We start from the raw sequence: 24,532 nt of genomic DNA, 5'->3' as shown, positions 1-24,532 counted from the left end.
CCTTCGATTTGCAAGGGGTGCAGGATGGCACGCAAGAAGGGCCGCGACGTCAATGGCTGGCTGATCGTGGACAAGCCCGCGGGCGTCGGCTCGACCGCGGTGGTGGCCAAGGTCCGCTGGGCGCTGGATGCGAAAAAGGCGGGCCATGCCGGCACGCTGGATCCCGACGCGACCGGCGTCCTGGCCGTGGCCCTGGGCGAGGCGACCAAGACCGTCGCCACCGTCACCGACGCGCTGAAATGCTATGACTTCACGGTGAACTGGGGGGCCGAGACGGCGACCGACGACGCCTCGGGCGAAGTTCTGCGCACGGCTGACGCCCGCCCCGACCGCGCCGCCATTGAATCCGCGCTGCCCGCCTTCACCGGCGACATCATGCAGGTTCCCCCGGCCTTTTCCGCCGTCAAGGTCGATGGCGAGCGCGCCTATGACCTGGCGCGCGAGGGCGAGGAACTGGATCTGGCCGCCCGCTCGCTATGGGTTGAAAGCCTGACCCTGCTGGACTGCGACCGCGACACCGCGCGGTTCGAGATGGTCTGCGGCAAGGGCGGCTATGTCCGGTCCATCGCCCGCGACCTGGGCCGCGCTCTGGGCTGCCTGGGCCATGTGGCCCATCTGCGCCGCACCTGGTCCGGCCCCTTCGAGGCCGAGGGCGCCGTGCCCTTCGACAGGATCGACCGTGATGCGCAGGACTGGCTGGACACGCAGCTTCTGCCGCTGGAGGTCGCGCTTTCAGACCTGCCCATGCTGCGCGCCACGCCCGAAGGCGCGGTCCGCATCCGCAACGGCAACCCCGGCCAGGTGACGGGCACCGCCGAATGGGGCGATCTGGTCTGGGTGGCGGATGCCGGGGGGCCGGTCTGCATCGGCCGCTACCAGGGCGGGACGGTGCAGCCGGAACGGGTCTTCAACCTTTAGCCCAGATAGGCCCGCAGCCCCGGCGGCGGATTGTCCAGCAGCGGCCCGGTCGGTGCGGGCGGATGCGCCACGCCGCCATCGACCAGGATCGTCTGCGGGGCAAAGCTGCGCGCATCCTCGGGATCGTGCGTGACCATCAGCACCGTGGCGCCCGTCCCCTCGGCAATGCGGGCCAGCAGGGCCAGCATTTCGGCCTTGAGCGCGGGGCCGAGCGCCGCGAAGGGTTCGTCCAGCAGCAACACCGGGCGCGCCCGCAGCAGCACGCGGGCCAGCGCCACGCGGCTTTGCTGCCCGCCCGACAGGTTGGCGGGCTTGCGCGCCTCCAGCCCCTCCAGCCCGACCTCGTCCAGGACTTGCGCGATGCGGGCGCGCTGCGCCTCGGACAGGCGCAGGTCGGGGCGCAGGCCTAGGCCCACGTTCTGCGCGACCGTCAGGTGCGGAAACAGGTTCTGGTCCTGGAACAGCATCGACACGGGACGCCGCCCCGGCGGCAGGGCGGTGATGTCCCGCCCGTCCACCCGGACCCGGCCCTGATCGGGCGGCAGGAATCCCGCCACCAGCGACAGCAGCGTGGATTTCCCCGACCCCGAGGCGCCGATGATCGCGACCCGCGCGCCTGTCGGGACCGACAGGTCGGCAGACAGGCCGAAGGTGCCGCGCGTGACGCGCACGCCGTCAAGCTCAAGCAAGGCGGCCCCCCTTGTCGAAGATCCAGAACAGCCCGAAGCTGATCGCCATCAGCAGCACCGCGCAGGCCGAGGCATCGGCCATGCGATAGGAATTCATCAACTGGTAAAGCTGCAAGGGCAGGGTCGGCCGGTCGCTGGCGAACAGCGTGATCACGCCCAGATCCCCCATGGCCAGCGCCGCCGCCAGTCCGCCCGCGAAGCCCAGCGGCCGGGCAAGACGCGGCACCGTCAGGTATCGCAGCCGCGTCAGGCCGCGCATGTCCAGCGAATCGGCCAGCCGCCCGTAATCCTGATGCAGCGTCCGGGCCGCCGGGATGAGCGCGCGCAGCCCGAAGGGCAGGGCCATGATCGCGTTGATCCCCACCGTCATCGGCAGCGCCAGCGACTGCGGCGGAAACCATGCGCGCGCCAAGATGAACAGCCCGGTCCCCAGCACCAGCGGCGAGGCGATCAGGGGCAGCATCCCCGCCGTCTCGACCCAGCGCATCCGCCCGCGCGCCAGCGACAAGGCCAGGGTCAGCGACAGCACCAGCGCCAGCAGCGCCGAGATCAGCGCCATGGCCACCGACCGCTGCGCGGCATCCCAGACCTCGGGCGGCAAGGCGGCGATGCGCGGCAGCCCCCGCGCCGTCACGGCAGCCATCGGCCAGAGGAGGAACCCGGCGGCCCCTGTGATCACAAGCGCGTCGCTGATCCGGTGCCATCCTCCTGGCGCCATGGGCATGTGGTCGGCATCCAGCCCTGCGCCGAAGGCTGCCGGAATCGCGATCCGGCGGGCCAGCGCCATAGCCCCCACGCAGATCGCGATCTGCACCAGCCCCAAGCTTGCCGCCCGGCCCAGGTCGAAGTCAAACCGGAAGGCCTGATAGATCGCCAGTTCCACCGTGGTCGCGCGCGGCCCGCCGCCAAGTGCCAGCGCCACGGTGAAGCTGGTCAGGCAGACCAGGAACACCGCCAGCCAGACGCCCGGCAGCACCGCCCGCAGCATCGGGCGTTCCAGGTGGCGCGCGGTGTCTTTGGGGCCGAAGCCCAGCGATGCGGCCAGGCGAAAGCGTTCCGCCGGGATCGCCTGCCAGCCTTGCAGGATCAGCCGCACCGACAAGGGCAGGTTGAAGAACACATGCGCCAGGATCACGCCCTGCCAGCCATAGATGCTGATCTCGGGCAGGCCGATGGCGCGCAGCCCGTCGTTGATAACTCCGTTGCGTCCGAAAACCGACACCAGCCCGATGATCGCCACGATCACCGGCAGGATGAAGGGCGCCCCCAGCAGCGTCACCAAGGCCGCGCGCCCCGGAAATCGCCGCCGCGCAAGGGCGCGGGCGACCGGCACCGCCAACACCGCCGACAGCGTGGCCGACATCGCCGCCTGCCACAGCGTGAACCAGACCGCGCGCCAGTCCCAGGGGCCAAGCCCCGCCAGCCCCTGCGCCTGCCAGACAACGGCGGCCAGCGTGCCGCCGATCAGCAGCGCCAGGCAGATGGCGGAAGCAGCGCCGCCGGCCTCGGCCCGGGTCAGCCGGAAAACGCCCGCAGCCATTCGTCAAGCGCGGGCTGGCGCAGCGCCTCGGCCTCGTCCTCGGAATAGAACAGGGTCTTTTCGGGGCGCGGCAGGTCGCGCATCACCTGCGGCCAGTCGTCCTCGGGCAGCCTGGCGGGCAGGGACCAGTTGGCCAGCGGAATGACGGCCTGGAACTCGGGCGTCAGGATCCAGTCCATGAAGCGCTGCGCCAGTTCCGGCTGGTCGGTGGTGCGGACCTGCGCCGCGACCTCGGCCATGAAGTAGTGGCCTTCGGGAAAGATCGCGGCCTTCTTGGTCGTGTCGTCCTCGGCCGCGATGTGGTAGGCGGGCGAGGTGGTGTAGGACAGGACCATGTCGGCCTCGCCCTCCGTGAACATCCCATAGGATTCGGACCAACCCTTGGTCACGGTCAGCACCTTGGGGGCAAGCTTCGCCCAGGCCTCGGGCGCGTCCTCGCCATAGACCGACTTGACCCACAAGAGCAGCGCCAGACCCGAGATCGACGAACGGGGGTCCTGGATCACGATCTTCAGGTCGTCGGGTGCGTCCAGCAGGTCCGCGAAGCTTTTGGGCGGGTTCTCCAGCCGGGTTTCGTCATAGACGAAGGCTGTCTCGCCCCAGTTGTAGGGCAGGAAGATGTTATCCGTCCATGCGATCGGCAGCGACAGTCCGGTCGTGTCCTGCCCGTGCGGCGCGAACAGGCCCGATGCGCGGGCGCGGGCGGTCACGTCAGTGTTCAGGCCGAAGACGATGTCGGCCTCAGTCCGCTCGCCTTCCATCAGGATGCGGGACAGTTCGTCGCCCGCCACGAAGCGCAGGTCGCAGGCGCAGAAGGCCTCGAAGCCTTCCTCGATCTTCGGACCCGGCCCCCATTCGCTGGTGATGGATTCACCCGCATAGACGGTCAGGACGGGCTTGTCCTGCGCGGTGGCGGGGGTCGCGGCCAGCATGGCCAAAAGCAGGGGTGTTCTCAACGCTGCCTCCTTCACAGGGTCACGAAAGAAAGGACAGCGCACCTTCCCTCCGCCGGTGTTAGCCGGTTCAGGTTCAACGGGTCCGCTTTCGCATCTCAGCCTTGATGGCCCCCCGAGGTTCCGTTGAATGTAGGGATTTAACCGTGCCGCGCAAGCGGATAGAAACGCCGCCATGATGAAGGACACCACCGATCAGCCCACCCCGATGATGGCGCAATACCTGGCGATCCGGGACGCCAATCCCGGCGCGCTGCTGTTCTATCGCATGGGCGATTTCTACGAGATGTTCTTCGACGACGCGGTGGCGGCGGCGGCCGCGCTGGACATCGCGCTGACGAAACGCGGCACCCATGGCGGCGAGCCGATCCCGATGTGCGGCGTGCCGGTCCATGCGGCGGAATCCTATCTGCTGACGCTGATCCGCAAGGGTTTCCGCGTGGCCATCGCCGAGCAGTTGGAAGACCCGGCCGAGGCGAAGAAGCGCGGGTCGAAGTCCGTTGTGGCCCGCGACGTGGTGCGGCTGGTGACGCCCGGAACGCTGACCGAGGAATCGCTGCTGGAGGCGCGGCGCCACAACTACCTGGCGGCCTGGGCGCAGGTGCGCGAGGATTGCGCGCTGGCCTGGGTGGATATTTCCACGGGCGTCTTCCAGGTGATGGACTGCGCCCATGCCCGGCTGGCCCCGGAACTGGCCCGGCTTGCGCCCCGCGAGTTGCTGGCAGCCGACGGATCCGGGCTGGACGATCTGGCGGCTGAAGCCGGGGCGGCGCTGACCGACCTGCACGCGTCGGCCTTCGACAGCGCAGCGGGGGCGCGGCGGCTTTGCTCGCTTTATGGCGTGGAAACGCTGGACGGGTTCGGATCGTTCACCCGCGCCGAACTGGCGGCCATGGGGGCCATCGTCGATTACCTAGAGTTGACGCAGAAGGGGAAGCTGCCCTTGCTGCGCCCGCCGGTCCGCGAACGGGCGGGCGGGGCGATGCAGATCGACGCCGCCACCCGGCGCAACCTGGAACTGACGCAGGCGCTGTCGGGCGGGCGCGAGGGCTCGCTTCTGTCGGCCATCGACCGGACGGTGACAGCGGCGGGCGCGCGGCTTCTGGAACGGCGCATCAGCGCGCCGAGCCGCGATCTGCCGCTGATCCATGCGCGGCAGGATGCGGTGGCTTCGCTGGTCGATGATCCGCGCCTGATGGCGGACCTGCGCACGGCCCTGGCGCGGGTGCCCGACATGGACCGCGCCCTGTCGCGGCTGGCGCTGGACCGGGGCGGGCCGCGCGATCTGGCCGCGATTCGGGCGGGACTGGCGCAGGGCGCGGCCATTGCGGCGCGGCTGCCGATTGAGGCCGCGCCGGTGCTGCGTGACGCCGCGCGCGACCTGACCGGCCATGACGACCTGATCCGGCTGCTGGACGATGCGCTTGTGGCCGAACCCCCGCTGCTGGCCCGCGACGGCGGCTTTGTCGCCAGCGGCCATGACAAGGATCTGGACCAGACCCGCCGCCTACGGGACGAGGGCCGGGGCGTGATCGCCGGAATGCAGGCCGATTATGCGGCCCTTGCCGGGGTGCAAAGCCTCAAGATCAAGCACAACAACGTGCTGGGCTATTTCATCGAGACGACGACCACCCATGCCGAGCGCATGATGGCCCCGCCGCTGAACGCGACCTTTATCCACCGCCAGACCACCGCCAACCAGATCCGCTTCACCACCGTGGATCTGTCCGAGCTTGAAACGCGCATCCTCAACGCCCGCGACCGCGCGCTGGAGATCGAGCGCGGCATCTTCGAGCAACTGCGCGCGGCGGTGCTGGAACAGGCCGCAGCTATCGGCCAGGCCGCACGCGCCTTGGCCGAGATCGACCTAGCCGCCGCCTTCGCCGACATCGCCACGGGCGAGGGCTGGACCCGCCCGCAGGTCGATGACAGCCGCGCCTTCGTGATCGAAGGGGGCCGCCACCCGGTGGTGGAGCGCGCCCTGAAGCGCAAGGCGGACAGCTTCGTCGCCAATGACTGCGCGCTGACCGAAGGGGAAACCCCCGCGATCTGGCTGCTGACCGGCCCGAACATGGCCGGGAAATCCACCTTCCTGCGCCAGAACGCCCTGATTGCCGTGCTGGCCCAAGCCGGGGCCTTCGTCCCCGCCCGCCGTGCCCATATCGGCCTGGTCAGCCAGCTTTTCAGCCGCGTGGGCGCCGCCGACGACCTGGCGCGGGGCCGGTCCACCTTCATGGTCGAGATGGTCGAAACCGCCGCCATCCTGAACCAGGCTGACGACCGCGCCCTGGTGATCCTGGACGAGATCGGGCGCGGCACCGCCACCTGGGACGGCCTTTCCATTGCTTGGGCGGTGATGGAGCATCTGCACGAAGCCAACCGCTGCCGCGCACTGTTCGCCACCCATTACCATGAGATGACGGCGCTTTCCGCCAAGCTCGATGGCGTGGAAAATGCCACCGTCGCCGTGCGGGAATGGGAAGGCGAGGTGATCTTCCTCCATGAGGTCCGCAAGGGCGCGGCAGACCGCAGCTATGGCGTGCAGGTCGCGCGGCTGGCGGGGCTGCCTGCCAGCGTGGTCGAACGCGCCCGCGCCGTGCTGGACGCGCTGGAATCGGGCGAACGCGAGGGTGCGGCCCGCCCCGCCGCCCTGATCGACGATCTGCCCTTGTTCCGCGCCGTGCCGCCCGCGCCGCCGCCTGCCCGCGTCAAGGAAAGCCCGCTGGAGGCGCGGATGAAGGACATCCATCCCGACGCCCTGACCCCGCGCGAGGCGCTGGATCTGATCTATGACCTCAAAGCCCTGAGCAAGGAAACCGCATGAGCTTCAACACCTTCGGCCGCGCGTTCCGGTTCACCACCTGGGGCGAAAGCCACGGACCCGCCCTGGGCGCCACCGTCGATGGCGTGCCCCCCGGCGTGGCCCTGGACGAGGCATACATCCAGCAGTTCCTGGACCGCCGCCGCCCAGGCACGTCGAAACACACCACGCAACGCCGCGAGGCCGACCAGGTGCGCATCCTGTCCGGCGTCTTCGAAGGCCGCACCACCGGCACCCCGATCCAGTTGATGATCGAGAACACCGACCAGCGGTCCAAGGACTACGGAGAGATCGCGCAGGCCTTCCGCCCCGGACACGCCGACATCACCTATCACCTGAAATACGGCCACCGGGACTATCGCGGCGGTGGGCGGTCCAGCGCCCGCGAAACTGCGGCGCGGGTCGCGGCGGGGGGCGTGGCGCAGGCGGTGCTGCGCGACCTGCTGCCTGATCTGCGGATCACCGGCTACATGGTGCAGATGGGCGCGCTGCATCTGGACCGCGCCCGGTTCGACGCGAACGCCATTGGCGACAACCCGTTCTTCCTGCCCGACGCGACCGCCGTGGGGGAGTGGTCCGATTACCTGGACAGCATCCGCAAGGATCAGAACAGCGTCGGCGCCGCCATTGAGGTTCTGGTCGAAGGCTGCCCCCCGGGCCTCGGCGCCCCGGTCTATGCGAAGCTGGACACCGACCTTGCCGCCGCGATGATGTCGATCAACGCCGTCAAGGGCGTCGAGATCGGCGAGGGGATGGCCGCCGCCGCCCTGACCGGCACGGACAACGCCGACGAAATCCGCATGGGCAACGAAGGTCCCATCTATCTCTCGAACCACGCGGGCGGCATCCTGGGCGGGATCAGCACCGGCCAGCCGATCGTGGTCCGCTTCTCGGTCAAGCCGACCAGTTCGATCACCACGCCGCGCCGCACCATCGACCGGCACGGGGCCGAGATCGACCTGGTCACCAAGGGCCGCCACGACCCCTGCGTGGGCATCCGTGCCGTTCCGGTGGCCGAAGCCATGGCCGCCTGCGTGATCCTGGATCACCTGCTGATGGACCGGGCGCAGACAGGTGGACGGCGCGGCGTGATCGGCGATATGTCGCAATACTGACGCCAAACTTTCAAAAATCCGCCTTCTGTCATAAAACGGTCACGGTTCTTTCGCACAAGCGTCACCAGTGGCGCTTAGGTCACGCACAGCCCCCCTCTGGGCGTGAAGTAACAGGAGAGATCCATGTCCACCGTGAAATTCACCGTCTCGGCCCTGGCCGTGATCGCCGCCTCGGCCACCGCCGCTGCCGCCCGCGATCAGGTCCAGGTGTCGGGGTCGTCCACCGTGCTGCCCTATTCGACCATCGTTGCCGAGGCCTTCGGCGAGAACATGGATTTCCCGGTCCCGGTCGTGGAATCCGGCGGCACGGGCGGCGGTCTGCAGAAATTCTGCGAGGGCGTGGGCGAGAACACCATCGACATCGCCAATGCCAGCCGTCCGATCCGCGACGCCGAACGCGAGACCTGCACCGCCAACGGCGTGACCGACATCATGGAAGTCCGCATCGGCTATGACGGGATCGTCTTCGCCAATGCCGCCTCGGGCCCGGACTTCGCCTATACCCCGGCCGACTGGTTCAACGCCCTGTCCGCGAAAGTGGTCAAGGACGGCCAGGTCGTGGACAACGCCGCGGCCAACTGGTCGGACGTGAACCCGGACCTGCCCGAGCAGGAAATCCTGGCCTTCATCCCCGGCACCAAGCACGGCACCCGCGAAGTCTTCGAGGAAAAGGTCATCATGGCCGGCTGCGAGGAATCGGGCGCCATGGAAGCCTTTGTCGCATCCGGCATGGACGAGGACGCGGCCGAGGAAGCCTGCACCACGCTGCGCACCGACGGCAAGGCCGTGGACATCGACGGCGACTACACCGAGACGCTGGCCCGCATCGAATCCTCGCCCAACGGGATCGGCGTGTTCGGCCTGTCCTTCTATGAAAACAACACCGACAAGCTGAAGGTCGGCACCATGGGGGGCGTCACCCCGTCCACCGAGACCATCGCTTCGGGCGAATACCCGGTGTCGCGCCCGCTGTTCTTCTACGTGAAGAAGGCGCATCTGGGCGAAATCCAGGGCCTGCAGGAATTCGTCGAGTTCTTCGTCTCGGACGAGATCGCCGGTCCCGATGGCCCGCTGGCCGAATACGGCCTGGTGTCGGACCCCGAGCTGGCCGCGACCCAGGAAGCCGTCGCTGCCGGGACGACCATGCAATAATGCACGGGTGGCGGCACGCGGACCCGTGCCGCCGCCTTTCCGTTTTTCCGTAAAGGAATGCCCGAATGCCGCTGTCATGGGCCCTTTTTGCAAGTTTCCTGCTGGCCGCCGCCGGTTACATCGTCGGCCGCAGCCGCGCCTTCGCGTCCGCCGGGCCCGATGTCCGCAAGCTGCACAGCCGCCCCACCTATCACGGCTACAGCGTCGCGCTGACCGCGCTTCTGCCCGCGCTGGCGGTGATGGCCGCAGGGTCGATCCTGCGCCTTTCCGGTGTGCTGACGGTCGAGGCCATGCCGGTTGCCGGCGTTGTCGCCCTGATCGCCGCCATCGCGGGCCTCGGGCTTGGCGTCATGCGGATCGGCCAGGAATACCAGGCCCGCAACGTGGTCGAACGCATGGTGCTGGGCCTTCTGATGCTGTGTTCGCTGATCGCCATCGTGACGACCGCCGGGATCGTCCTGTCGCTGGTCTTCGAAACCGGGCACTTCTTCCAGCTTTACGACTGGAAGACCTTCTTCTTCGGCACCGAGTGGACGCCGCGCTTCCAGGGCAACTCGCAGCTGGGCATCGTGCCGCTGCTGTGGGGCACGCTGTATGTCTCGGCCATCGCGCTGCTGGTGGCCGTCCCCATCGGGCTGTTCGCCGCCGTCTACATGTCGGAATACGCGTCCCGCCGGGTGCGCGGCTTCGTGAAGCCCGCGATCGAGGTCCTGGCAGGCATCCCCACCATCGTCTACGGCCTTTTCGCGCTGATCACCGTGGGCCCCCTGCTGCGGGACTATTTCGCGCAGCTGCTGGGCCTGGGCAATTCCGGCACCTCGGTCCTGACGGCCGGTCTGGTCATGGGCATCATGCTGATCCCCTTCGTCAGCTCGCTGTCGGACGACATCATCAACGCCGTGCCGCAAAGCTTGCGTGACGGCGCGCTTGGCCTGGGATCGACCCCATCGGAAACCGTGCGCCAGGTGGTGCTGCCCGCCGCCCTTCCGGGGATCGTCGGCGCCGTCCTGCTGGCCGCCAGCCGCGCCATCGGCGAGACCATGATCGTGGTCCTGGGCGCGGGCGCCAGCGCCCAGATGAGCCTCAACCCGCTGGAGGCGATGACGACGATCACCGTCAAGATCGTCAGCCAGTTGACCGGCGACAGCGACTTCAACTCTCCCGAGACGCTGGTGGCCTTTGCCCTGGGCCTGACGCTGTTCGTCATCACCTTGGCGCTGAACGTGGTCGCGCTCTACATCGTGCGCAAATATCGCGAGCAATACGAATGACCGACATGCCGCTGTCCCCCGCCGCTTCGGTCCCCGACCGCAAGCCCGCCTCGCTTCTGGAACAGGATGCGCGCACCAAGGCCCGCAACGCCGCCGAAAAGCGCTTCCGCCTGTATGGCGTCGCCGCCATCGCGATCTCCATGATCGCGCTGGTGGTGCTGCTGGCGACGATCCTGACGGGCGGCGCGGGCGCCTTCCGCCAGACCTACCTGAACATCCCGGTGGCGCTGGACGCCGCCGTTTTGGACCCCAAAGGCAACCGCGACCCGGCCGAGATAGCCAAGGTGCTGACGCTGTCCTACGGCAAGGTCCTGGACGCCGCCGTCGAGGCGACGGTGGCCCGCCACGGCATCCAGATCGAGGGGCTGAGCGAAAAGGACATCGACAACCTGATCTCGAAGGAAGCCTCGGCCCAGGTCCGCAACCGGGTTCTGGCCAACCCGGACCTGATCGGGCAGACCGTCGAGTTCGACGTGCTGACCGGGGGCCGCATCGACGGCTTCTTCAAGGGCCGCGTCACGATGGACAGCGCGGCGCGCGACAGCAACACCTCGCCCCAGCAGCTGCAACTGGCCCAGGAACTGGCCGACCGGGGCGAGATCGTCACCCGCTTCAACTGGAACTTCCTGACCAATGCCGACGCATCCGACCAGCGGCCCGAGGCCGCGGGCGTGGGCGTCGCGATCCTGGGGTCGTTCTACATGATGCTGGTGGTGCTGGTCCTGGCCGTGCCGATCGGCGTCGCAGCCTCGATCTACCTGGAAGAATTCGCCCCCAAGAACCGCATCACCGACATCATCGAGGTCAACATCTCGAACCTGGCCGCGGTGCCGTCGATCGTCTTCGGCATCCTGGGTCTTGCCGCCTTCATCAACTTCGCGGGGCTGCCGCAATCGGCACCCATCGTCGGCGGCCTGGTGCTGACGCTGATGACGCTGCCGCGCATCATCATCCCGACGCGCGCCGCGCTGAAGGCGGTGCCGCCGTCGATCCGCGACGCGGCCCTGGGCGTGGGCGCGTCCAAGATGCAGTCGGTCTTCCACCACGTCCTGCCGCTGGCGACGCCCGGCATCCTGACGGGGATGATCCTGGGCCTGGCCCAGGCCCTGGGGGAAACCGCGCCCTTGCTGCTGATCGGCATGGTGGCGTTCATCCGCGACTATCCCGCCGGGCTGCCTTCCGGCCTGTTCGACCCGGCATCCGCCCTGCCCGTGCAGGTCTACAACTGGACGCAGCGGTCCGACCCCGCCTTCATCGAGCGGGCCTCGGGCGCGATCATCGTCCTGCTGATCTTCCTGCTTTGCATGAATGTGCTCGCCATCTGGTTACGTCGCAAGTTCGAACGCCGTTGGTAATCGGCCCGAAGGAGGCCAATATGTACGATATCAATCGCCCGGAGAGTGCCGTGACCCAGAAGGACATCAAGATCCAGGCCCGCAAGGTCCAGGTCTATTACGGCGACAAGCACGCGCTGAAGGATGTGGACGTGGACATCCTGGACAAGACCGTGACCGCCTTCATCGGGCCGTCGGGCTGCGGCAAGTCCACCTTTCTGCGCTGCATCAACCGCATGAACGACACCATCCCCATCGCCCGTGTCGAGGGCGAGATCCTGCTGGACGGCGAGGATGTCTATGACCGCCGCGTGGACCCCGTCCAGCTGCGCGCCAAGGTGGGCATGGTGTTCCAGAAGCCGAACCCCTTCCCCAAGTCGATCTATGACAACGTGGCCTACGGCCCCCGCATCCACGGCCTGGCCCGCAACCGGGCCGAGCTGGACGCCATCGTCGAACGGGCCCTGCGCGGCGCGGCCCTGTGGAACGAGGTCAAGGACCGCTTGCAGGAACCCGGCACCGGCCTCTCGGGCGGCCAGCAGCAACGCCTGTGCATCGCCCGCGCCGTCGCCACCAGCCCCGAGGTTCTGCTGATGGACGAGCCCTGTTCCGCGCTGGACCCCATCGCCACCGCGCAGGTCGAGGAACTGATCGAGGAACTGCGCAGCCAGTTCTCGGTCGTGATCGTCACGCATTCGATGCAGCAGGCCGCGCGGGTCAGCCAGAAGACGGCCTTCTTCCACCTGGGCAACTTGGTCGAATACGGCGACACCGACGACATCTTCACCAAGCCGAAGGACAGCCGGACCGAAGCCTATATCTCGGGCCGCATCGGCTGACATTTTCATAAAGGGCAGGACTCATGAACCGCGAGAAGCATATCTCCTCGGCCTTCGACCGCGACCTGGAAACGATCCAGGCCCTGGCCGTCAAGATGGGCGGCATGGTCGAGGCCGCGATCACGGACGCCGCGACCGCGCTGGACACCCGTGACGAGGAACTGGCCGAACAGGTCCGCCGCCGCGACAAGGCCATCGACGCGCTGGAGCTGCAGATCAACGAGGATGCGGCCCGGCTGATCGCCCTGCGCGCGCCCACCGCGACCGACCTGCGCATGGTGCTTGCGGTCATGAAGATCGCCCATTCGCTGGAACGCGTGGGCGACTATGCCAAGAACATGGCCAAGCGCACCCATGTGCTGGCGCAGATGCCCCCGATCGAGGGCGCGGGCCTTGCCCTGCGCCGGATGAGCCATGCGGTCGGCCGGATGGTCCAGGACGCGCTGGACAGCTATATCCGCCGGGATGCCGGCCTGGCCGAGGACGTGCGCCAGCGCGACCTGGAAGTGGACCAGATGTACAACGCGCTGTTCCGCGAGTTCCTGACCCACATGATGGAAGATCCGCGCAACATCACCGCCTGCATGCACCTGCATTTCATCGCCAAGAACGTCGAGCGCATGGGCGACCTGGCGACCGCCATCGCCGAACAGGTGATCTACCTCGTGTCGGGCGAACTGCCCGATGACAGCCGTCCCAAGGACAACAGCGTGCCGTTCGTCGAATCGGACGCGGCGAGCGGGGCCTGAGCGCGATGGCGCGGCAATCCCCCTGCGTCCTGGTGGTCGAGGACGAGGGCGCGCAGCGCGAGGTGTTGCAATACAACCTCGAGGCCGAGGGCTTCGCCGTCGTCGTCGCCGACAACGGCGAGGATGCGCTGCTGCTGGTCCAGGAGGAACAGCCCGACCTGATGGTGCTGGACTGGATGCTGCCCAAGGTTTCCGGCATCGAGGTCTGCCGCCAGGTCAAGGCCGATCCCGCCACCCGGTCCATCCCGATCATCATGCTGTCCGCACGCAGCGAGGAAACCGACCGCGTGCGGGGCCTGGAAACCGGGGCCGATGATTACGTCGTGAAGCCCTATTCCGTGGTCGAGCTGATGGCCCGGCTGCGCACCCAGTTGCGCCGCACGCGTCCCGCCAGCATGGGCGAGCGGCTGTCCTTCGGCGACATCATCCTGGACGCCGCCGAGCATCGCGTCTTTCGCGCGGGCCAGGCGCTGCACCTTGGCCCGACCGAGTTCCGGCTGCTGTCCACGCTGATGGAAAAGCCGGGCCGGGTCTGGACGCGCGAGCAGCTTCTGGACCGGGTCTGGGGACGCGACATCTATGTGGATACCCGCACCATCGACGTCCATGTGGGCCGGTTGCGCAAGGCGCTGATGCAGAACGGCGGCAACAACCCGGTCCGCACCGTGCGCGGCACGGGCTATTCGCTGGGCTGACCGCCAAGAAAGTCCTGGACCTCGGCCAGGGCGGGGATGGCGTCGCCCGCCCCCGGCCGCGTCACCTGCAGCGCGGCGGCGCCCGATGCCAGCCGCAATGCCTGGGATACGGGGTCGCCGCGGTCCAGGCTGGCGGCGAAGTAGCCGGTGAAGGTATCGCCCGCGCCCGTGGTATCGACGGGATCAACCCTGAATGCCGCCTGACGGTGAACCGCGCCGGAGGTCAGGTCGCGATACTCCGCCCCTTCGCTGCCCCGGGTGATCAGCAGCCCCTCGACCGGCAGGTCGCCGGGCAGGTCGTTGGGCAGGGCGGCGAACAGGGCCTCGGCCTCGCCCGCGTTCACGGCAAGGATCGTGACATGCGGCAGGATCGCCCGGACCGCCGCGATGTCGAAGGGCGCGGCGGAATAGATCACGCGGGCGCCTGCCGCGCGTGCCGTCCGCGCCGCCTCGACCTGGCAACTGGTTTCGTTCTGGATCAGCAGGGTATCGCCCGGCCTGATCTCCGACAGTGGCCCCGCAAGCATGCCCAGCGTGATCGCCCGGTTCGCGCCGGGATGGATGACGATGGCGTTTTCGGCCCCTGCGTCCAGCAGGATGATGGCATGGCCCGTGACCTGGCCGTCCATTCGCAGGATGTCGGTGGACACGACCCCGCGCTTCGACAGCCGGTCGATGACCCAGTCGTCGGCCGGACCCATGGCTCCCAGGTGATGGGTGTCGGCCCCGGCGCTGGCGGCGGCGATGGACTGGTTCGCGCCCTTGCCGCCCAGTCCCTGGGTGTAGCTGCGTGCGGCCAGCGTTTCGCCCGGCTGGGGCAGTTGGTCCAGCCGATAGACATGGTCGATGTTGATCGACCCCAGATTCCAGATTGCCATGAGACCGCTTCCTCCGCTGCTTGCGGCGATGTTGCCGGAACGGCGCGGCTTGTCCAGCAATGAAAAACGCGCCCCGACCGGGGCGCGTTCGATGCGTTCGAAATCTGATCGGGATCAGCGCTTGTGGTGCAGCTTGCCCTTGTGGGGCGCCCACAGCCGCTTGTTGGTCAGATACAGCAGCGAGGTCAGCACGACCAGCAGCAGAACCGCCACAAGGCCGACCTGCTTGCGGTCCATCAGCTTGGGCTCGGCGGTCCACATCAGGAAGGCCGAGACGTCCCGGGCCATCTGGTCCACGGTGGCGGGGGTGCCGTCCTCATAGGTGACCAGGTCGTCCGACAGCGGCGGCGGCATGGCGATGTTGCCGCTGGAGAAGGCGGTGTTCTGGTACAGGACCGTGCCCGCCTGCTCGATCTCCTCGCCCGTGTAGCCGGTCAGCAGGGCGTGGATGTATTCCGGCCCGCCGATCCCGTTCGCCAGCTGGCTGATGCCGGTGCCGTAGGGACCATGGAAGCCCGCGCGGGCCTTGGCCATCAGCGACAGATCCGGGCCCATGCCGTCGCCGGTGATGGTCGGGAAGTGGTCGGTCGGCAGGCGCGGGCGCTCCTCGCCGGTTTCGGGGTCCAGGATCGGGTTCAGGTTGGCCGCATAGGCCCGGACCTGATCCTCGGGCAGGCCGGGGCCGCCTTCGTCATGCAGCGTGCGGATCGGCACGAACTTCATGCCGTGGCAGGCCGCGCAGACCTCGGTATAGACCTGAAGGCCGCGCTGCAGCTGGAACTGGTCATAGGCGCCGAACGGACCTTCGAAGCTGAAGGCGATATCCTCGATATGGACCGCGCCATGGCTGTCGGCGTGCTCTTCCTCGCCTTCCGCCGCGGCGTGACCGCCCTCGGCCTCGCTGGCCTCGCCCTCGGGGGTGCCTTCGATGTCGTCATGGCCTTCCTCGGCCACGACGCTGCCGGTGGTTTCGGCGGGAACGGCAGCCTCGTCGCCAGGGGTCACCTGGACGGCGTCACCGGCCTCCTCGCCCGGGGCTTCGGCTGCCGGCTCGTCGGCCGGGGCCTCCGCCGCAGGCTCCTCGGCTGCCGGCGCTTGCTCGGTCGCGGGTGCTTCCTCGGCCGCGGGGGCGGCTTCGGTCGCGCCTTCCGGAGCGGCGGCATCTTCCGTCGCGGGGGCGGTGGTCACGGCGGGGGCGGCAGGCGCCTCCATCGGGGTCTGTTCGGCCGGGCTGGGGGTCGAGGTCGGCTCGGAGGACTGGGTCGGGGCGGTCGCGGTTTCGCCGGTCGGGGATTGTCCCGAGCCGCCTTCCACCGTCGCCCCGGGCGTCGTGGCCAGGGCCTGGCCCGCGTCGGACTGACCGGCGGGGGCCGTCGCGGCGCTGGGCTCGGACGACTGCTGCGTCCCCGCCCCTTGCTGGACCGGGGCGGGTGTGGCCGCGTCCTGCGCAAGGGCGGCGCCCCCTGCGGAAATCGCCATGGCCAGGGCAGCCGAGAGCGTCTTGGTTCTGAGCATCATTCTTTGGCTCTCCTTACTCGGCCATGCGCGTGGGCGAATCGTAATGCGCAAGGTAGTCCTGCTCGATCGTGGCGGGCATCGGTTCCGGCTTCTCGATCACGCCCAGCAGCGGCAGGATGACCAGGAAGTAGGCGAACCAGTAGGCCGAGGCGATCAGCGAGATCGAGGCATAGGGTTCCTCGGCCGGCATCGCGCCGCACCACATCAGCAGCATGAAGTCGAAGGCCAGAAGCCAGAACCACCACTTGAACTGCGGGCGATAGCGGCCCGAACGCACCCGGCTGGTATCCAGCCAGGGCACCAGCGCCATGACCAGGATCGCGCCGAACATCGCCAGCACGCCGAAGAACTTGGCGTCGATGATGCCGAAGGACAGGAACTGGACGATCTGCACGATCCAGACGTCGGCGGTGAAGGCGCGCAGGATCGCGTAGAAGGGCAGGAAGTACCATTCCGGCACGATATGGGCGGGCGTCGCCAGCGGGTTCGCCTCGATGTAGTTGTCGGGGTGGCCCAGGTAGTTGGGCATGAAGCCCACGACCGCGAAGAAGACCACCAGGACGACGCCAAGCGCGAACAGGTCCTTCAGCACGAAGTAGGGCCAGAAGGGCAGGGTGTCCTTGGCGGCCTCTTCCTTGCTGGTCCGGCGCACCTCGACCCCGGTGGGGTTGTTGTTGCCGGTGGTGTGGAAGGCCCAGACGTGGACGATGGCCAGCCCCAGGATCACGAAGGGCAGCAGGTAGTGCAGCGAGAAGAAGCGGTTCAGCGTGGCATTGTCCACCGCCGGTCCGCCCAGCAGCCATTGCTGGATCGCGCCGCCGACGCCGGGGATCGCGCCGAACAGGCCGGTGATCACCGTGGCGCCCCAGAAGGACATCTGGCCCCAGGGCAGAACGTAGCCCATGAAGGCCGTCGCCATCATCGCCAGGTAGATCAACATGCCGATGATCCAGGTGACTTCGCGCGGGGCCTTGTAGCTGCCGTAGTAAAGGTTGCGGAAGATGTGCAGGTAGACCGCCACGAAGAACAGCGACGCGCCGTTCGCGTGCAGGTAGCGCAGCATGTAGCCGCCGTTCACGTTGCGCATGATGTGTTCGACGCTGGCGAAGGCCATGTCCACATGCGGCGTGTAGTGCATCACCAGCACGATGCCGGTGACGATCTGGAGGACCAGGCAGAACATCAGGACGATGCCCCAGATCCACATCCAGTTCAGGTTCTTCGGCGTGGGGATCATCAGCGTGTCGTAAAGAATGCTGACAACCGGCAGGCGGCGGTGAAGCCACTTTTCGAAGCCCGTCCTGGGCTCGTAATGGTCGTGCGGAATTCCGGCCATCGAGATCCCTCCTCAGCCCAGCTTGATGGTGGTGTCGTCGAGGAATTCGGCGACGGGAATGTGCAGGTTCTGCGGCGCCGGGCCCTTGCGGATGCGTCCGGCGGTGTCGTAGTGCGAACCGTGGCAGGGGCAGAACCAGCCGCCGAATTCCCCGGCGCCGTCACCGATGGGAACGCAGCCCAGGTGCGTGCAGACGCCGATCTGGACCAGCCATTCGCCGGCCTCGTCCAGGGTACGGTTCTCGTCCGTGGCCTGCAGGGTGGGGTCGTTGGCGTTCTGGGCGCTTTGGTCGATCAGCTCGCTGACGTTGACCGCGCGGCCCGCCTCGATCTCCTCGGGGGTGCGGCGGCGGATGAACACGGGCTTGCCCAGCCACTTCACGGTCAGCTGGGTGCCTTCCGCGACGCCGCTGACATCCACCTGGATCGAGGCCAAGGCCTGCACATCGGCCGAGGGGTTCATCTGGTTCACAAGCGTCCAGGCGGCGGCTCCGGCAGCCACCGTGCCTGCGCCCGCCGTGGCATAGTAGAGGAAATCCCTCCGGGTGCCTACGTGGTCATCTGCGTGGGACACGGGTGTATTCTCCAATTCGGGCCGGATTGACCGGCCGATACGACAATCCGGGCCGCGTCTCTTCGCAGCCTTCGCGGGGGCGGTTCTAGCCTTCAATTATCCGTCAGTCCAGCGGGTAAGCCTGCATGAGCAAGCGGAAGGGCCAGCCATTGTTGGAAAATTGTCGCGGGCATTTCGTCGCAGGGGCCGGGAAGGCAGGGGGCTTTCAGCCCCCTCGGCCGCCGGCGTGGCCTTCACCCCCGAGGGTATTTGGACAACGAAGAAGTCACAAGAGTCCCTGGCTGCGGAAGGACAGCTCGCGCGACTTGCCGATGATCAGGTGGTCGTGGATGGTGATTCCCATGCTGTCGGCCGCCTGGGCGATGCGGGCCGTCATGGCGATGTCGGCATCCGACGGCGTGGGATCGCCCGACGGATGGTTGTGGACCAGGATCAGCGCCGAGGCGTTCAGTTCCAGGGCGCGGCGGATGATCTCTCGCGGGTAGACCGGGACGTGGTCGACGGTGCCGCGGGCCTGTTCCTCATCGGCGACCAGGACGTTCTTGCGGTCGAGATAGAGGACGCGGAACTGCTCGATCTCGCGATGCGCCATGGCGGTGTGGCAGTAATCCAGAAGCGCGTCCCAGCCGGACAGGACCGGGCGGTGCATGATGCGGGCCCGCGCCATGCGCTGCGCGGCGGCCTCGACGATCTTCAGTTCGGTGACGACGGCGGGGCCCACGCCATCGACCTGTTCCAGCCGTGTCGCGGGGGCGGTCAGGACGCGGTTGAAGTCGCCGAAGGTCTCGATCAGGCGGCGGGCCAGGGGCTTGACGTCCTGGCGCGGAATGGCGCGGAACAGGACCAGTTCCAGCATCTCGTAGTCCGGCATGGCCCCCGCGCCGCCGGTCATGAAGCGGTCGCGCAGCCGGGCGCGATGATCGGCCAGATAGGACGGCGCCTTGCCCCGGGCCAGGGGCGCGGGAAGCGCCTCGTCAAGGGCGGGCTGGAACAGCGGCAGGGGCATTTCGCCAAAGGTGCGATTCGGGTCCATGGCATCAGCATGGATCCGTGCCCGTGAAGAAACGGTTAACGCGCTGCCCTAGCGGGTCATTCCGTCCCAGAAGCTTTTCACCTTGTTGAAGAAGCTGTCGGACTGCGGGCTGTTGTCGGCCTGCTCGGCCTCGAATTCCCGCAGCAGCTCGCGCTGGCGGGCGGTCAGGTTCACGGGGGTTTCGACCGACAGTTCGATCAGCATGTCGCCCGGTTCCCCGGCAGCGCCCGGGCCGTGGCGCAGGGGTGGCATCCCCTTGCCGCGCAGGCGCATCTGCCGGCCGGATTGGCTGCCTGCCGGAACCTTCACGCGGGCGCGGCCGCCGTCGATCGTCGGCACCTCGACCTCTCCGCCCAGGGCGGCGGTGGCCATGCTGACCGGCACCTGACAGGCCAGAATCTTGCCATCCCGCAGGAAGATCGCGTGGTCCTGGACCTCGATGAAGATATACAGGTCGCCCGCCGGACCCCCGCGCAATCCGGCCTCGCCTTCTCCGGCAAGGCGGATGCGGGTGCCGGTCTCGACGCCTGCCGGGATGTTCACGGACAGGGTGCGTTCGCGTTCGATGCGGCCCGCGCCGTGGCAGGCCTTGCAGGGATTCTTGACGATCTGGCCCTGGCCGCCGCAGGTGGGGCAGGTGCGTTCGACGGTGAAGAAGCCCTGTTGCGCGCGGACCTTGCCCATGCCCGCACAGGTGGGGCAGGCGGCAGGCTGGGTCGCGCCCTCGGCCCCCGTGCCCTCGCATTCGCCGCAGGCGACCGATCCGGGAACGGTAATGGATTTTTTCAGCCCCGCATAGGCTTCCTCGAGGCTGACGCGCAGGTTGTAGCGCAGATCCTGGCCACGCTGGGCGCGGGACCGGCCGCCCCCGCCGCCGCGACGGCCCATCATGTCGCCGAACAGATCCTCGAACACATCGGCGAAAGCGGTGCCGAAATCGCCCGGATGCGCGCCGCGACCATTGAACCCGCCCATGCCGCCATCGAAGGCCGCATGGCCGAAACGGTCATAGGCCGCCTTCTTCTGGTCGTCCTTGAGGCAGTCATAGGCCTCGTTGGCTTCCTTGAAATGGGCTTCCGCCTGGGGATTGTCCTTGTTGCGGTCGGGATGAAGTTCCTTCGCCTTCTGGCGATAGGCCTTCTTGATTTCCTCGGCCGAGGCCCCGCGCGTCACGCCCAGAACCTCGTAATAGCAACGCTTGGCCATGTGTCGTCCTGTCTGGTTCCCCAACGAAACGGCCGGCCCGCGTCAGGTCGCGGACCGGCCCCGAAAGGGTGCGGCCCGGATCAGCCGCGCTTCTTGTCTTCGCCGAGATCCTCGAAATCGGCATCCACGATGTCGTCGTCGACGTTGCGCGGCTGGTCGCCATCGTCGCTGCCCGCGTCAGCCGACGCCTGCTGGGACTTGTAGATGGCCTCGCCCAGCTTCATCGACGCATCCATCACGTTCTGGATGCCGCCGCGGATCTTGCCCGCATCGTCCGATTTCAGCGATTCCTCCAGCGCGCCGATGGCCAGCTCGATCGCCTCGACCGTGGACCCGTCGACCTTGTCGCCATGGTCTTCCAGCGACTTCTTGGTCGAGTGGATCAGGCTTTCGGCCTGGTTCTTGGCTTCCACCAGTTCGCGGCGCTGCTTGTCGGCGTCGGCATTGGCCTCGGCGTCTTTCACCATCCGCTCGATATCCTCGTCGGTCAGGCCGCCCGAGGCCTGGATGGTGATGTTCTGCGTCTTGCCGGTGCCCTTGTCCTTGGCGCTGACCGACACGATGCCGTTGGCGTCGATGTCGAAGGTCACCTCGATCTGCGGCAACCCGCGCGGTGCGGGCGGGATGTCCTCGAGGTTGAACTGGCCCAAGAGCTTGTTGTCGGCCGCCATCTCGCGCTCGCCCTGGAACACCCGGATCGTCACGGCGTTCTGGTTGTCCTCGGCGGTCGAGAAGATCTGCGACTTCTTGGTCGGGATCGTGGTGTTGCGGTCGATCAGGCGGGTGAACACGCCGCCCAGCGTCTCGATGCCCAGCGACAAGGGCGTCACGTCCAGCAGGACCACGTCCTTGACATCGCCCTGCAGCACGCCGGCCTGGATGGCCGCGCCCAAGGCCACGACCTCGTCGGGGTTGACGCCCTTGTGGGGTTCCTTGCCGAAGAACTCGCTGACGGCCTCGATCACCTTGGGCATCCGGGTCATGCCGCCGACCAGAACGACCTCGTCGATGTCGGACTTGGACACGCCCGCGTCCTTGATGGCGTCGGCCACCGGCTTCATGGTGCGCTTGATCAGGTCCGCGACCAGCGATTCAAGCTTGGCGCGGGTCAGCTTGATGACCAGGTGCAGCGGGGTGCCGCTGTTCTTGTCCATGCTGATGAAGGGCTGGTTGATCTCGGTCTGCGAGGACGAGGACAGTTCGATCTTGGCCTTTTCGGCGGCTTCCTTCAGGCGCTGAAGGGCCATCTTGTCCTTGGTCAGATCGACGCCGTGTTCCTTCTTGAACTCGTCCGCCAGGTAGTTGACGATCCGCATGTCGAAGTCTTCGCCGCCCAGGAACGTGTCGCCGTTCGTGGACTTCACCTCGAACAGGCCGTCGTCGATTTCCAGGATGGTGATGTCGAAGGTGCCGCCGCCGAGGTCATAGACCGCGATGGTCTTGCTGTCCTTCTTGTCCAGGCCATAGGCCAGCGCGGCCGCGGTCGGTTCGTTGATGATGCGCAGGACTTCCAGGCCCGCGATCTTGCCCGCGTCCTTGGTCGCCTGACGCTGCGCGTCGTTGAAATAGGCAGGCACCGTGATGACGGCCTGCGTCACAGTCTCGCCCAGATAGCTTTCGGCGGTTTCCTTCATCTTCTGAAGGATCATCGCGCTGACCTGCGCGGGGGAATACTTCTCGCCCTTCACCTCGACCCAGGCGTCGCCGTTGCCGCCGTCCACGATGTTGTAGGGGACGAGCTTGCGGTCCTTCTCGACGGCATCATCGCCGATGCGGCGGCCGATCAGGCGTTTCACGGCGAAGACGGTGTTGGTGGGGTTCGTGACCGCCTGGCGCTTGGCCGGCTGGCCGACAAGGCGCTCGCCATCCGTGAAGCCCACGATCGAGGGCGTGGTGCGGGCGCCTTCGCTGTTTTCGATGACCTTGGGCTGGCTGCCGTCCATGATCGCGACGCAGCTGTTCGTGGTGCCGAGGTCGATGCCGATGACTTTTGACATACTGGTTTCCTTCTTGCGGCGATTGTCTGGACTTCGGGTCCGTTGCGGCCCCCGAGGCCCGATCCCAAAAACACGTTCCAGGTCCGGCTGCCCGGACGCTTCGGGGTGTATATAGGCATGGTTTCAACCCCCGCAAGCGCCCGATGCGGGCAATTTGCAGGGGCTCAGTCGGCCGCGCCCCAGCTGAGCGATTCGTATTTGCGGGTGGTGAAGTTGATCAGCAGCCCGATCATCATGGCGGCCAGCGAAAACCACAGGGCGTACATCGGGTCGGTCTTCAAGGGCGTGTAGTTGATGAACAAAAAGCCGCGCTGCTGGTCGATGATGTGGAACAAGGGATTCCAGATGAACCAGGGCAGCAGCATGTTGGGCAGCACGTTGGCCACGAACATCTTGCCCGAGGCGAACATGTTGACGCGCTGGAAGATCGTGGTGATCAGCTTCGACGCGCGCGGCGACCAGGGCCGGATGCCCAAAAAGACCAGCCCGATGCAGCCGCCCGAGAACCAGGACAGCAGGTACATCGCCAGGCAGCCCGGCCAGAAGTCGAAATGGACCGGCGCGATCACGACATGGTACAGCCACAGGATCGCGATGCAGCTGACCGTCTGGCGATACAGCACCGCCAGGGCGGCCGCGGCGATCAGGATCGCCGGGCTCAGCGGCTCGTGCTTGATCAGGCCGTTCGAGACCGAGTGGCTGCCGGACACCGCGCCCGAGGCCTGGACATGGACCATGAACATGAAGATGCCCGACAACAGGTACAGCGTGAAGTCGCCGCGGATCGGGGAATTGCGCACCCCCAGGATCAGGTAGATGATCAGGAACGCCATCAGGAAGATCGCCGACTGCAGGATGGTCAGCAGCAGCCCCACGATGGCGTTCCGGTGGTCGTTGCGCAGGTTGTAGACGGTCTGGTGATAGATCAGGCCCAGCGTCGTTCCCGCAGCCTGAATGATGGTGCTGTTCTTTCGCTGGTTGAACAAAGCCGCGCCGCCTCCTGCCTGCCGGCCTGCGGGCGCTTGCCCAAGCCGTCCGCCGCGATCATAAGGAGGTCCGGTGCCCGTCACAATCGGCGGGGCTGCGCCGAACCGGCCGATGCGGAAGGAAACTGGATGCAATTTGAACGACTGACCATCGAAATGCGGCGCCTGGCGTTGCAGGCCGGAGCGCGCATCATGGAAATCTACGAGGCAGAGGATTTCGACGTCCGTGCCAAGTCCGACGAATCGCCCGTCACCGCTGCGGACGAGGCGGCCGATGCCCTGATCTCGGCCGGGCTGCGGGCGGCGTTTCCCGACATCCCCCTGATCACCGAGGAGCAGGCGGCCAGCCACGCCCAGGCCGCGCGGACATTCCTGATCGTCGATCCGCTGGACGGGACCAAGGAATTCGTGCAGCGGCGCGGCGATTTCACCGTCAACATCGCCTATGTGGAAAACGGCGTGCCCCTGCGCGGCGTGGTCTATGCCCCCGCCAAGGGGCGGCTGTTCTATACCACCGCCGACGGCCGCTCGGTCGAGGAGCAGGGGCCCTTCGGCGACATGCCCGGCCAGACCCACCCCATCGGCGTCAACCCGATCCCCGACAACCGCGGGCTGATGGTCGTGGCCTCGAAGTCGCACCGGGACGCGGCGACCGACGACTACATCGCCCAGTATGCCGTGCGCGACATGACCAGCGCGGGATCGTCGCTGAAGTTCTGCCTTGTCGCGACCGGAGAGGCGGATCTGTATCCGCGCCTAGGCCGCACGATGGAGTGGGACACGGCGGCGGGAGACGCGGTTCTGCGCGGCGCCGGCGGAGAGGTCGTGCGCTTCGACGACCATGCGCCCCTGGAATACGGCAAGCCGGGCTACGAGAACCCCTTCTTCATCGCCTTCGCGCCCGGTGTCCTGCTGGTGAAGGCCTGAGG

General features: G+C 67.4%; 21 protein-coding genes and 1 riboswitch. Of the genes, 10 read left to right on the top strand and 11 right to left on the bottom strand.

From position 1 onward, the window contains the following. Positions 1 to 24: 24 nt before the first annotated feature. Positions 25 to 918 (top strand): tRNA pseudouridine(55) synthase TruB, encoded by an 894-nt coding sequence (gene truB / locus J0F76_RS05475; RefSeq protein ID WP_207466573.1) that lies wholly within the window; start codon positions 25 to 27, stop codon positions 916 to 918. Here truB and thiQ read toward each other — a convergent pair. From thiQ to J0F76_RS05460, 3 genes are read right to left on the bottom strand one after another with little or no spacing between them, the layout of a single operon-like run. Beyond that, positions 915 to 1,607 (bottom strand): thiamine ABC transporter ATP-binding protein, encoded by a 693-nt coding sequence (gene thiQ, locus J0F76_RS05470; RefSeq protein ID WP_207466571.1) that lies wholly within the window; start codon positions 1,605 to 1,607, stop codon positions 915 to 917. The two genes, truB and thiQ, sit on opposite strands and share 4 nt — an antisense overlap. Next, positions 1,600 to 3,147, bottom strand: a complete 1,548-nt coding sequence (locus J0F76_RS05465; RefSeq protein WP_207466569.1) for a thiamine/thiamine pyrophosphate ABC transporter permease ThiP — start codon at positions 3,145 to 3,147, stop codon at positions 1,600 to 1,602. The genes thiQ and J0F76_RS05465 overlap by 8 nt, the downstream gene beginning before the upstream one ends. After that, positions 3,123 to 4,103 carry a thiamine ABC transporter substrate-binding protein gene (locus J0F76_RS05460; RefSeq protein WP_377707401.1) on the bottom strand — a complete coding sequence of 327 codons (981 nt, stop codon included), beginning with the start codon at positions 4,101 to 4,103 and terminating at the stop codon, positions 3,123 to 3,125. Before J0F76_RS05460 ends, J0F76_RS05465 begins: the two co-directional genes overlap by 25 nt. Positions 4,104 to 4,130: 27 nt before the next feature. After that, a riboswitch (TPP riboswitch) is annotated at positions 4,131 to 4,228 on the bottom strand. A gap of 50 nt (positions 4,229 to 4,278) precedes the next feature. Between J0F76_RS05460 and mutS the strand changes: the two genes are divergently transcribed. The 8 genes from mutS to phoB all read left to right on the top strand — a co-directional run bounded on the left by mutS (position 4,279) and on the right by phoB (position 14,076). Next, positions 4,279 to 6,924: a DNA mismatch repair protein MutS gene (mutS, locus tag J0F76_RS05455; RefSeq protein ID WP_207466609.1), complete on the top strand. Its 2,646-nt coding sequence runs from the start codon at positions 4,279 to 4,281 to the stop codon at positions 6,922 to 6,924. Next, positions 6,921 to 8,036: a chorismate synthase gene (aroC, locus tag J0F76_RS05450; RefSeq protein ID WP_207466567.1), complete on the top strand. Its 1,116-nt coding sequence runs from the start codon at positions 6,921 to 6,923 to the stop codon at positions 8,034 to 8,036. Before mutS ends, aroC begins: the two co-directional genes overlap by 4 nt. 123 nt (positions 8,037 to 8,159) lie before the next feature. Continuing rightward, positions 8,160 to 9,188 (top strand): substrate-binding domain-containing protein, encoded by a 1,029-nt coding sequence (locus J0F76_RS05445; RefSeq protein ID WP_207466559.1) that lies wholly within the window; start codon positions 8,160 to 8,162, stop codon positions 9,186 to 9,188. 65 nt (positions 9,189 to 9,253) lie between these two features. Continuing rightward, positions 9,254 to 10,459, top strand: coding sequence for a phosphate ABC transporter permease subunit PstC (pstC, locus tag J0F76_RS05440; protein ID WP_207466557.1), 1,206 nt, complete (start codon positions 9,254 to 9,256; stop codon positions 10,457 to 10,459). Beyond that, positions 10,456 to 11,814 carry a phosphate ABC transporter permease PstA gene (gene pstA, locus J0F76_RS05435; RefSeq protein ID WP_207466555.1) on the top strand — a complete coding sequence of 453 codons (1,359 nt, stop codon included), beginning with the start codon at positions 10,456 to 10,458 and terminating at the stop codon, positions 11,812 to 11,814. The genes pstC and pstA overlap by 4 nt, the downstream gene beginning before the upstream one ends. Before the next feature lie 20 nt (positions 11,815 to 11,834). Further along, positions 11,835 to 12,632, top strand: a complete 798-nt coding sequence (gene pstB, locus J0F76_RS05430) for a phosphate ABC transporter ATP-binding protein PstB (RefSeq protein ID WP_207466553.1) — start codon at positions 11,835 to 11,837, stop codon at positions 12,630 to 12,632. 23 nt (positions 12,633 to 12,655) lie between these two features. Further along, positions 12,656 to 13,381: a phosphate signaling complex protein PhoU gene (gene phoU / locus J0F76_RS05425; protein WP_207466551.1), complete on the top strand. Its 726-nt coding sequence runs from the start codon at positions 12,656 to 12,658 to the stop codon at positions 13,379 to 13,381. Positions 13,382 to 13,386: 5 nt separating this feature from the next. Beyond that, entirely contained in the window at positions 13,387 to 14,076 is a 690-nt protein-coding gene (gene phoB / locus J0F76_RS05420; protein WP_207466549.1) for a phosphate regulon transcriptional regulator PhoB, read from the top strand. Here phoB and J0F76_RS05415 read toward each other — a convergent pair. The 8 genes from J0F76_RS05415 to J0F76_RS05380 all read right to left on the bottom strand — a co-directional run bounded on the left by J0F76_RS05415 (position 14,061) and on the right by J0F76_RS05380 (position 23,603). Then, a complete protein-coding gene (locus tag J0F76_RS05415) occupies positions 14,061 to 14,954 on the bottom strand; it encodes a ribokinase (RefSeq protein WP_207466547.1) in 894 nt (297 codons plus the stop codon). The two genes, phoB and J0F76_RS05415, sit on opposite strands and share 16 nt — an antisense overlap. A 114-nt stretch (positions 14,955 to 15,068) precedes the next feature. Beyond that, positions 15,069 to 15,884 carry a cytochrome c1 gene (locus tag J0F76_RS20865; protein ID WP_374299676.1) on the bottom strand — a complete coding sequence of 272 codons (816 nt, stop codon included), beginning with the start codon at positions 15,882 to 15,884 and terminating at the stop codon, positions 15,069 to 15,071. Positions 15,885 to 16,485: 601 nt separating this feature from the next. Further along, the gene (petB, locus tag J0F76_RS05405; protein WP_207466542.1) at positions 16,486 to 17,808 is read right to left on the bottom strand and encodes a cytochrome b; all 1,323 of its coding nucleotides are present in this window, start codon (positions 17,806 to 17,808) and stop codon (positions 16,486 to 16,488) included. 12 nt (positions 17,809 to 17,820) lie between these two features. Next, a complete protein-coding gene (petA, locus tag J0F76_RS05400) occupies positions 17,821 to 18,381 on the bottom strand; it encodes a ubiquinol-cytochrome c reductase iron-sulfur subunit (protein ID WP_207466540.1) in 561 nt (186 codons plus the stop codon). 265 nt (positions 18,382 to 18,646) lie between these two features. Further along, on the bottom strand, positions 18,647 to 19,414 hold the full coding sequence (radC, locus tag J0F76_RS05395) for a RadC family protein (RefSeq protein ID WP_207466538.1): 768 nt from the start codon (positions 19,412 to 19,414) through the stop codon (positions 18,647 to 18,649). 48 nt (positions 19,415 to 19,462) lie between these two features. Further along, positions 19,463 to 20,620: a molecular chaperone DnaJ gene (dnaJ, locus tag J0F76_RS05390; RefSeq protein WP_207466536.1), complete on the bottom strand. Its 1,158-nt coding sequence runs from the start codon at positions 20,618 to 20,620 to the stop codon at positions 19,463 to 19,465. Between the two features lie 80 nt (positions 20,621 to 20,700). Continuing rightward, entirely contained in the window at positions 20,701 to 22,617 is a 1,917-nt protein-coding gene (gene dnaK / locus J0F76_RS05385; RefSeq protein ID WP_207466534.1) for a molecular chaperone DnaK, read from the bottom strand. A 164-nt stretch (positions 22,618 to 22,781) separates the two neighbouring features. Beyond that, positions 22,782 to 23,603, bottom strand: coding sequence for an ABC transporter permease (locus tag J0F76_RS05380; protein WP_207466526.1), 822 nt, complete (start codon positions 23,601 to 23,603; stop codon positions 22,782 to 22,784). A 129-nt stretch (positions 23,604 to 23,732) separates the two neighbouring features. Between J0F76_RS05380 and cysQ the strand changes: the two genes are divergently transcribed. Next, a complete protein-coding gene (gene cysQ / locus J0F76_RS05375) occupies positions 23,733 to 24,530 on the top strand; it encodes a 3'(2'),5'-bisphosphate nucleotidase CysQ (protein ID WP_207466524.1) in 798 nt (265 codons plus the stop codon). Positions 24,531 to 24,532 lie beyond the last annotated feature (2 nt).

This window comes from Paracoccus fontiphilus (genome assembly GCF_017356265.1).
Taxonomy (GTDB): Bacteria; Pseudomonadota; Alphaproteobacteria; order Rhodobacterales; family Rhodobacteraceae; genus Paracoccus; species Paracoccus fontiphilus.
This window is presented reverse-complemented; position numbering and strand designations above follow the sequence as displayed.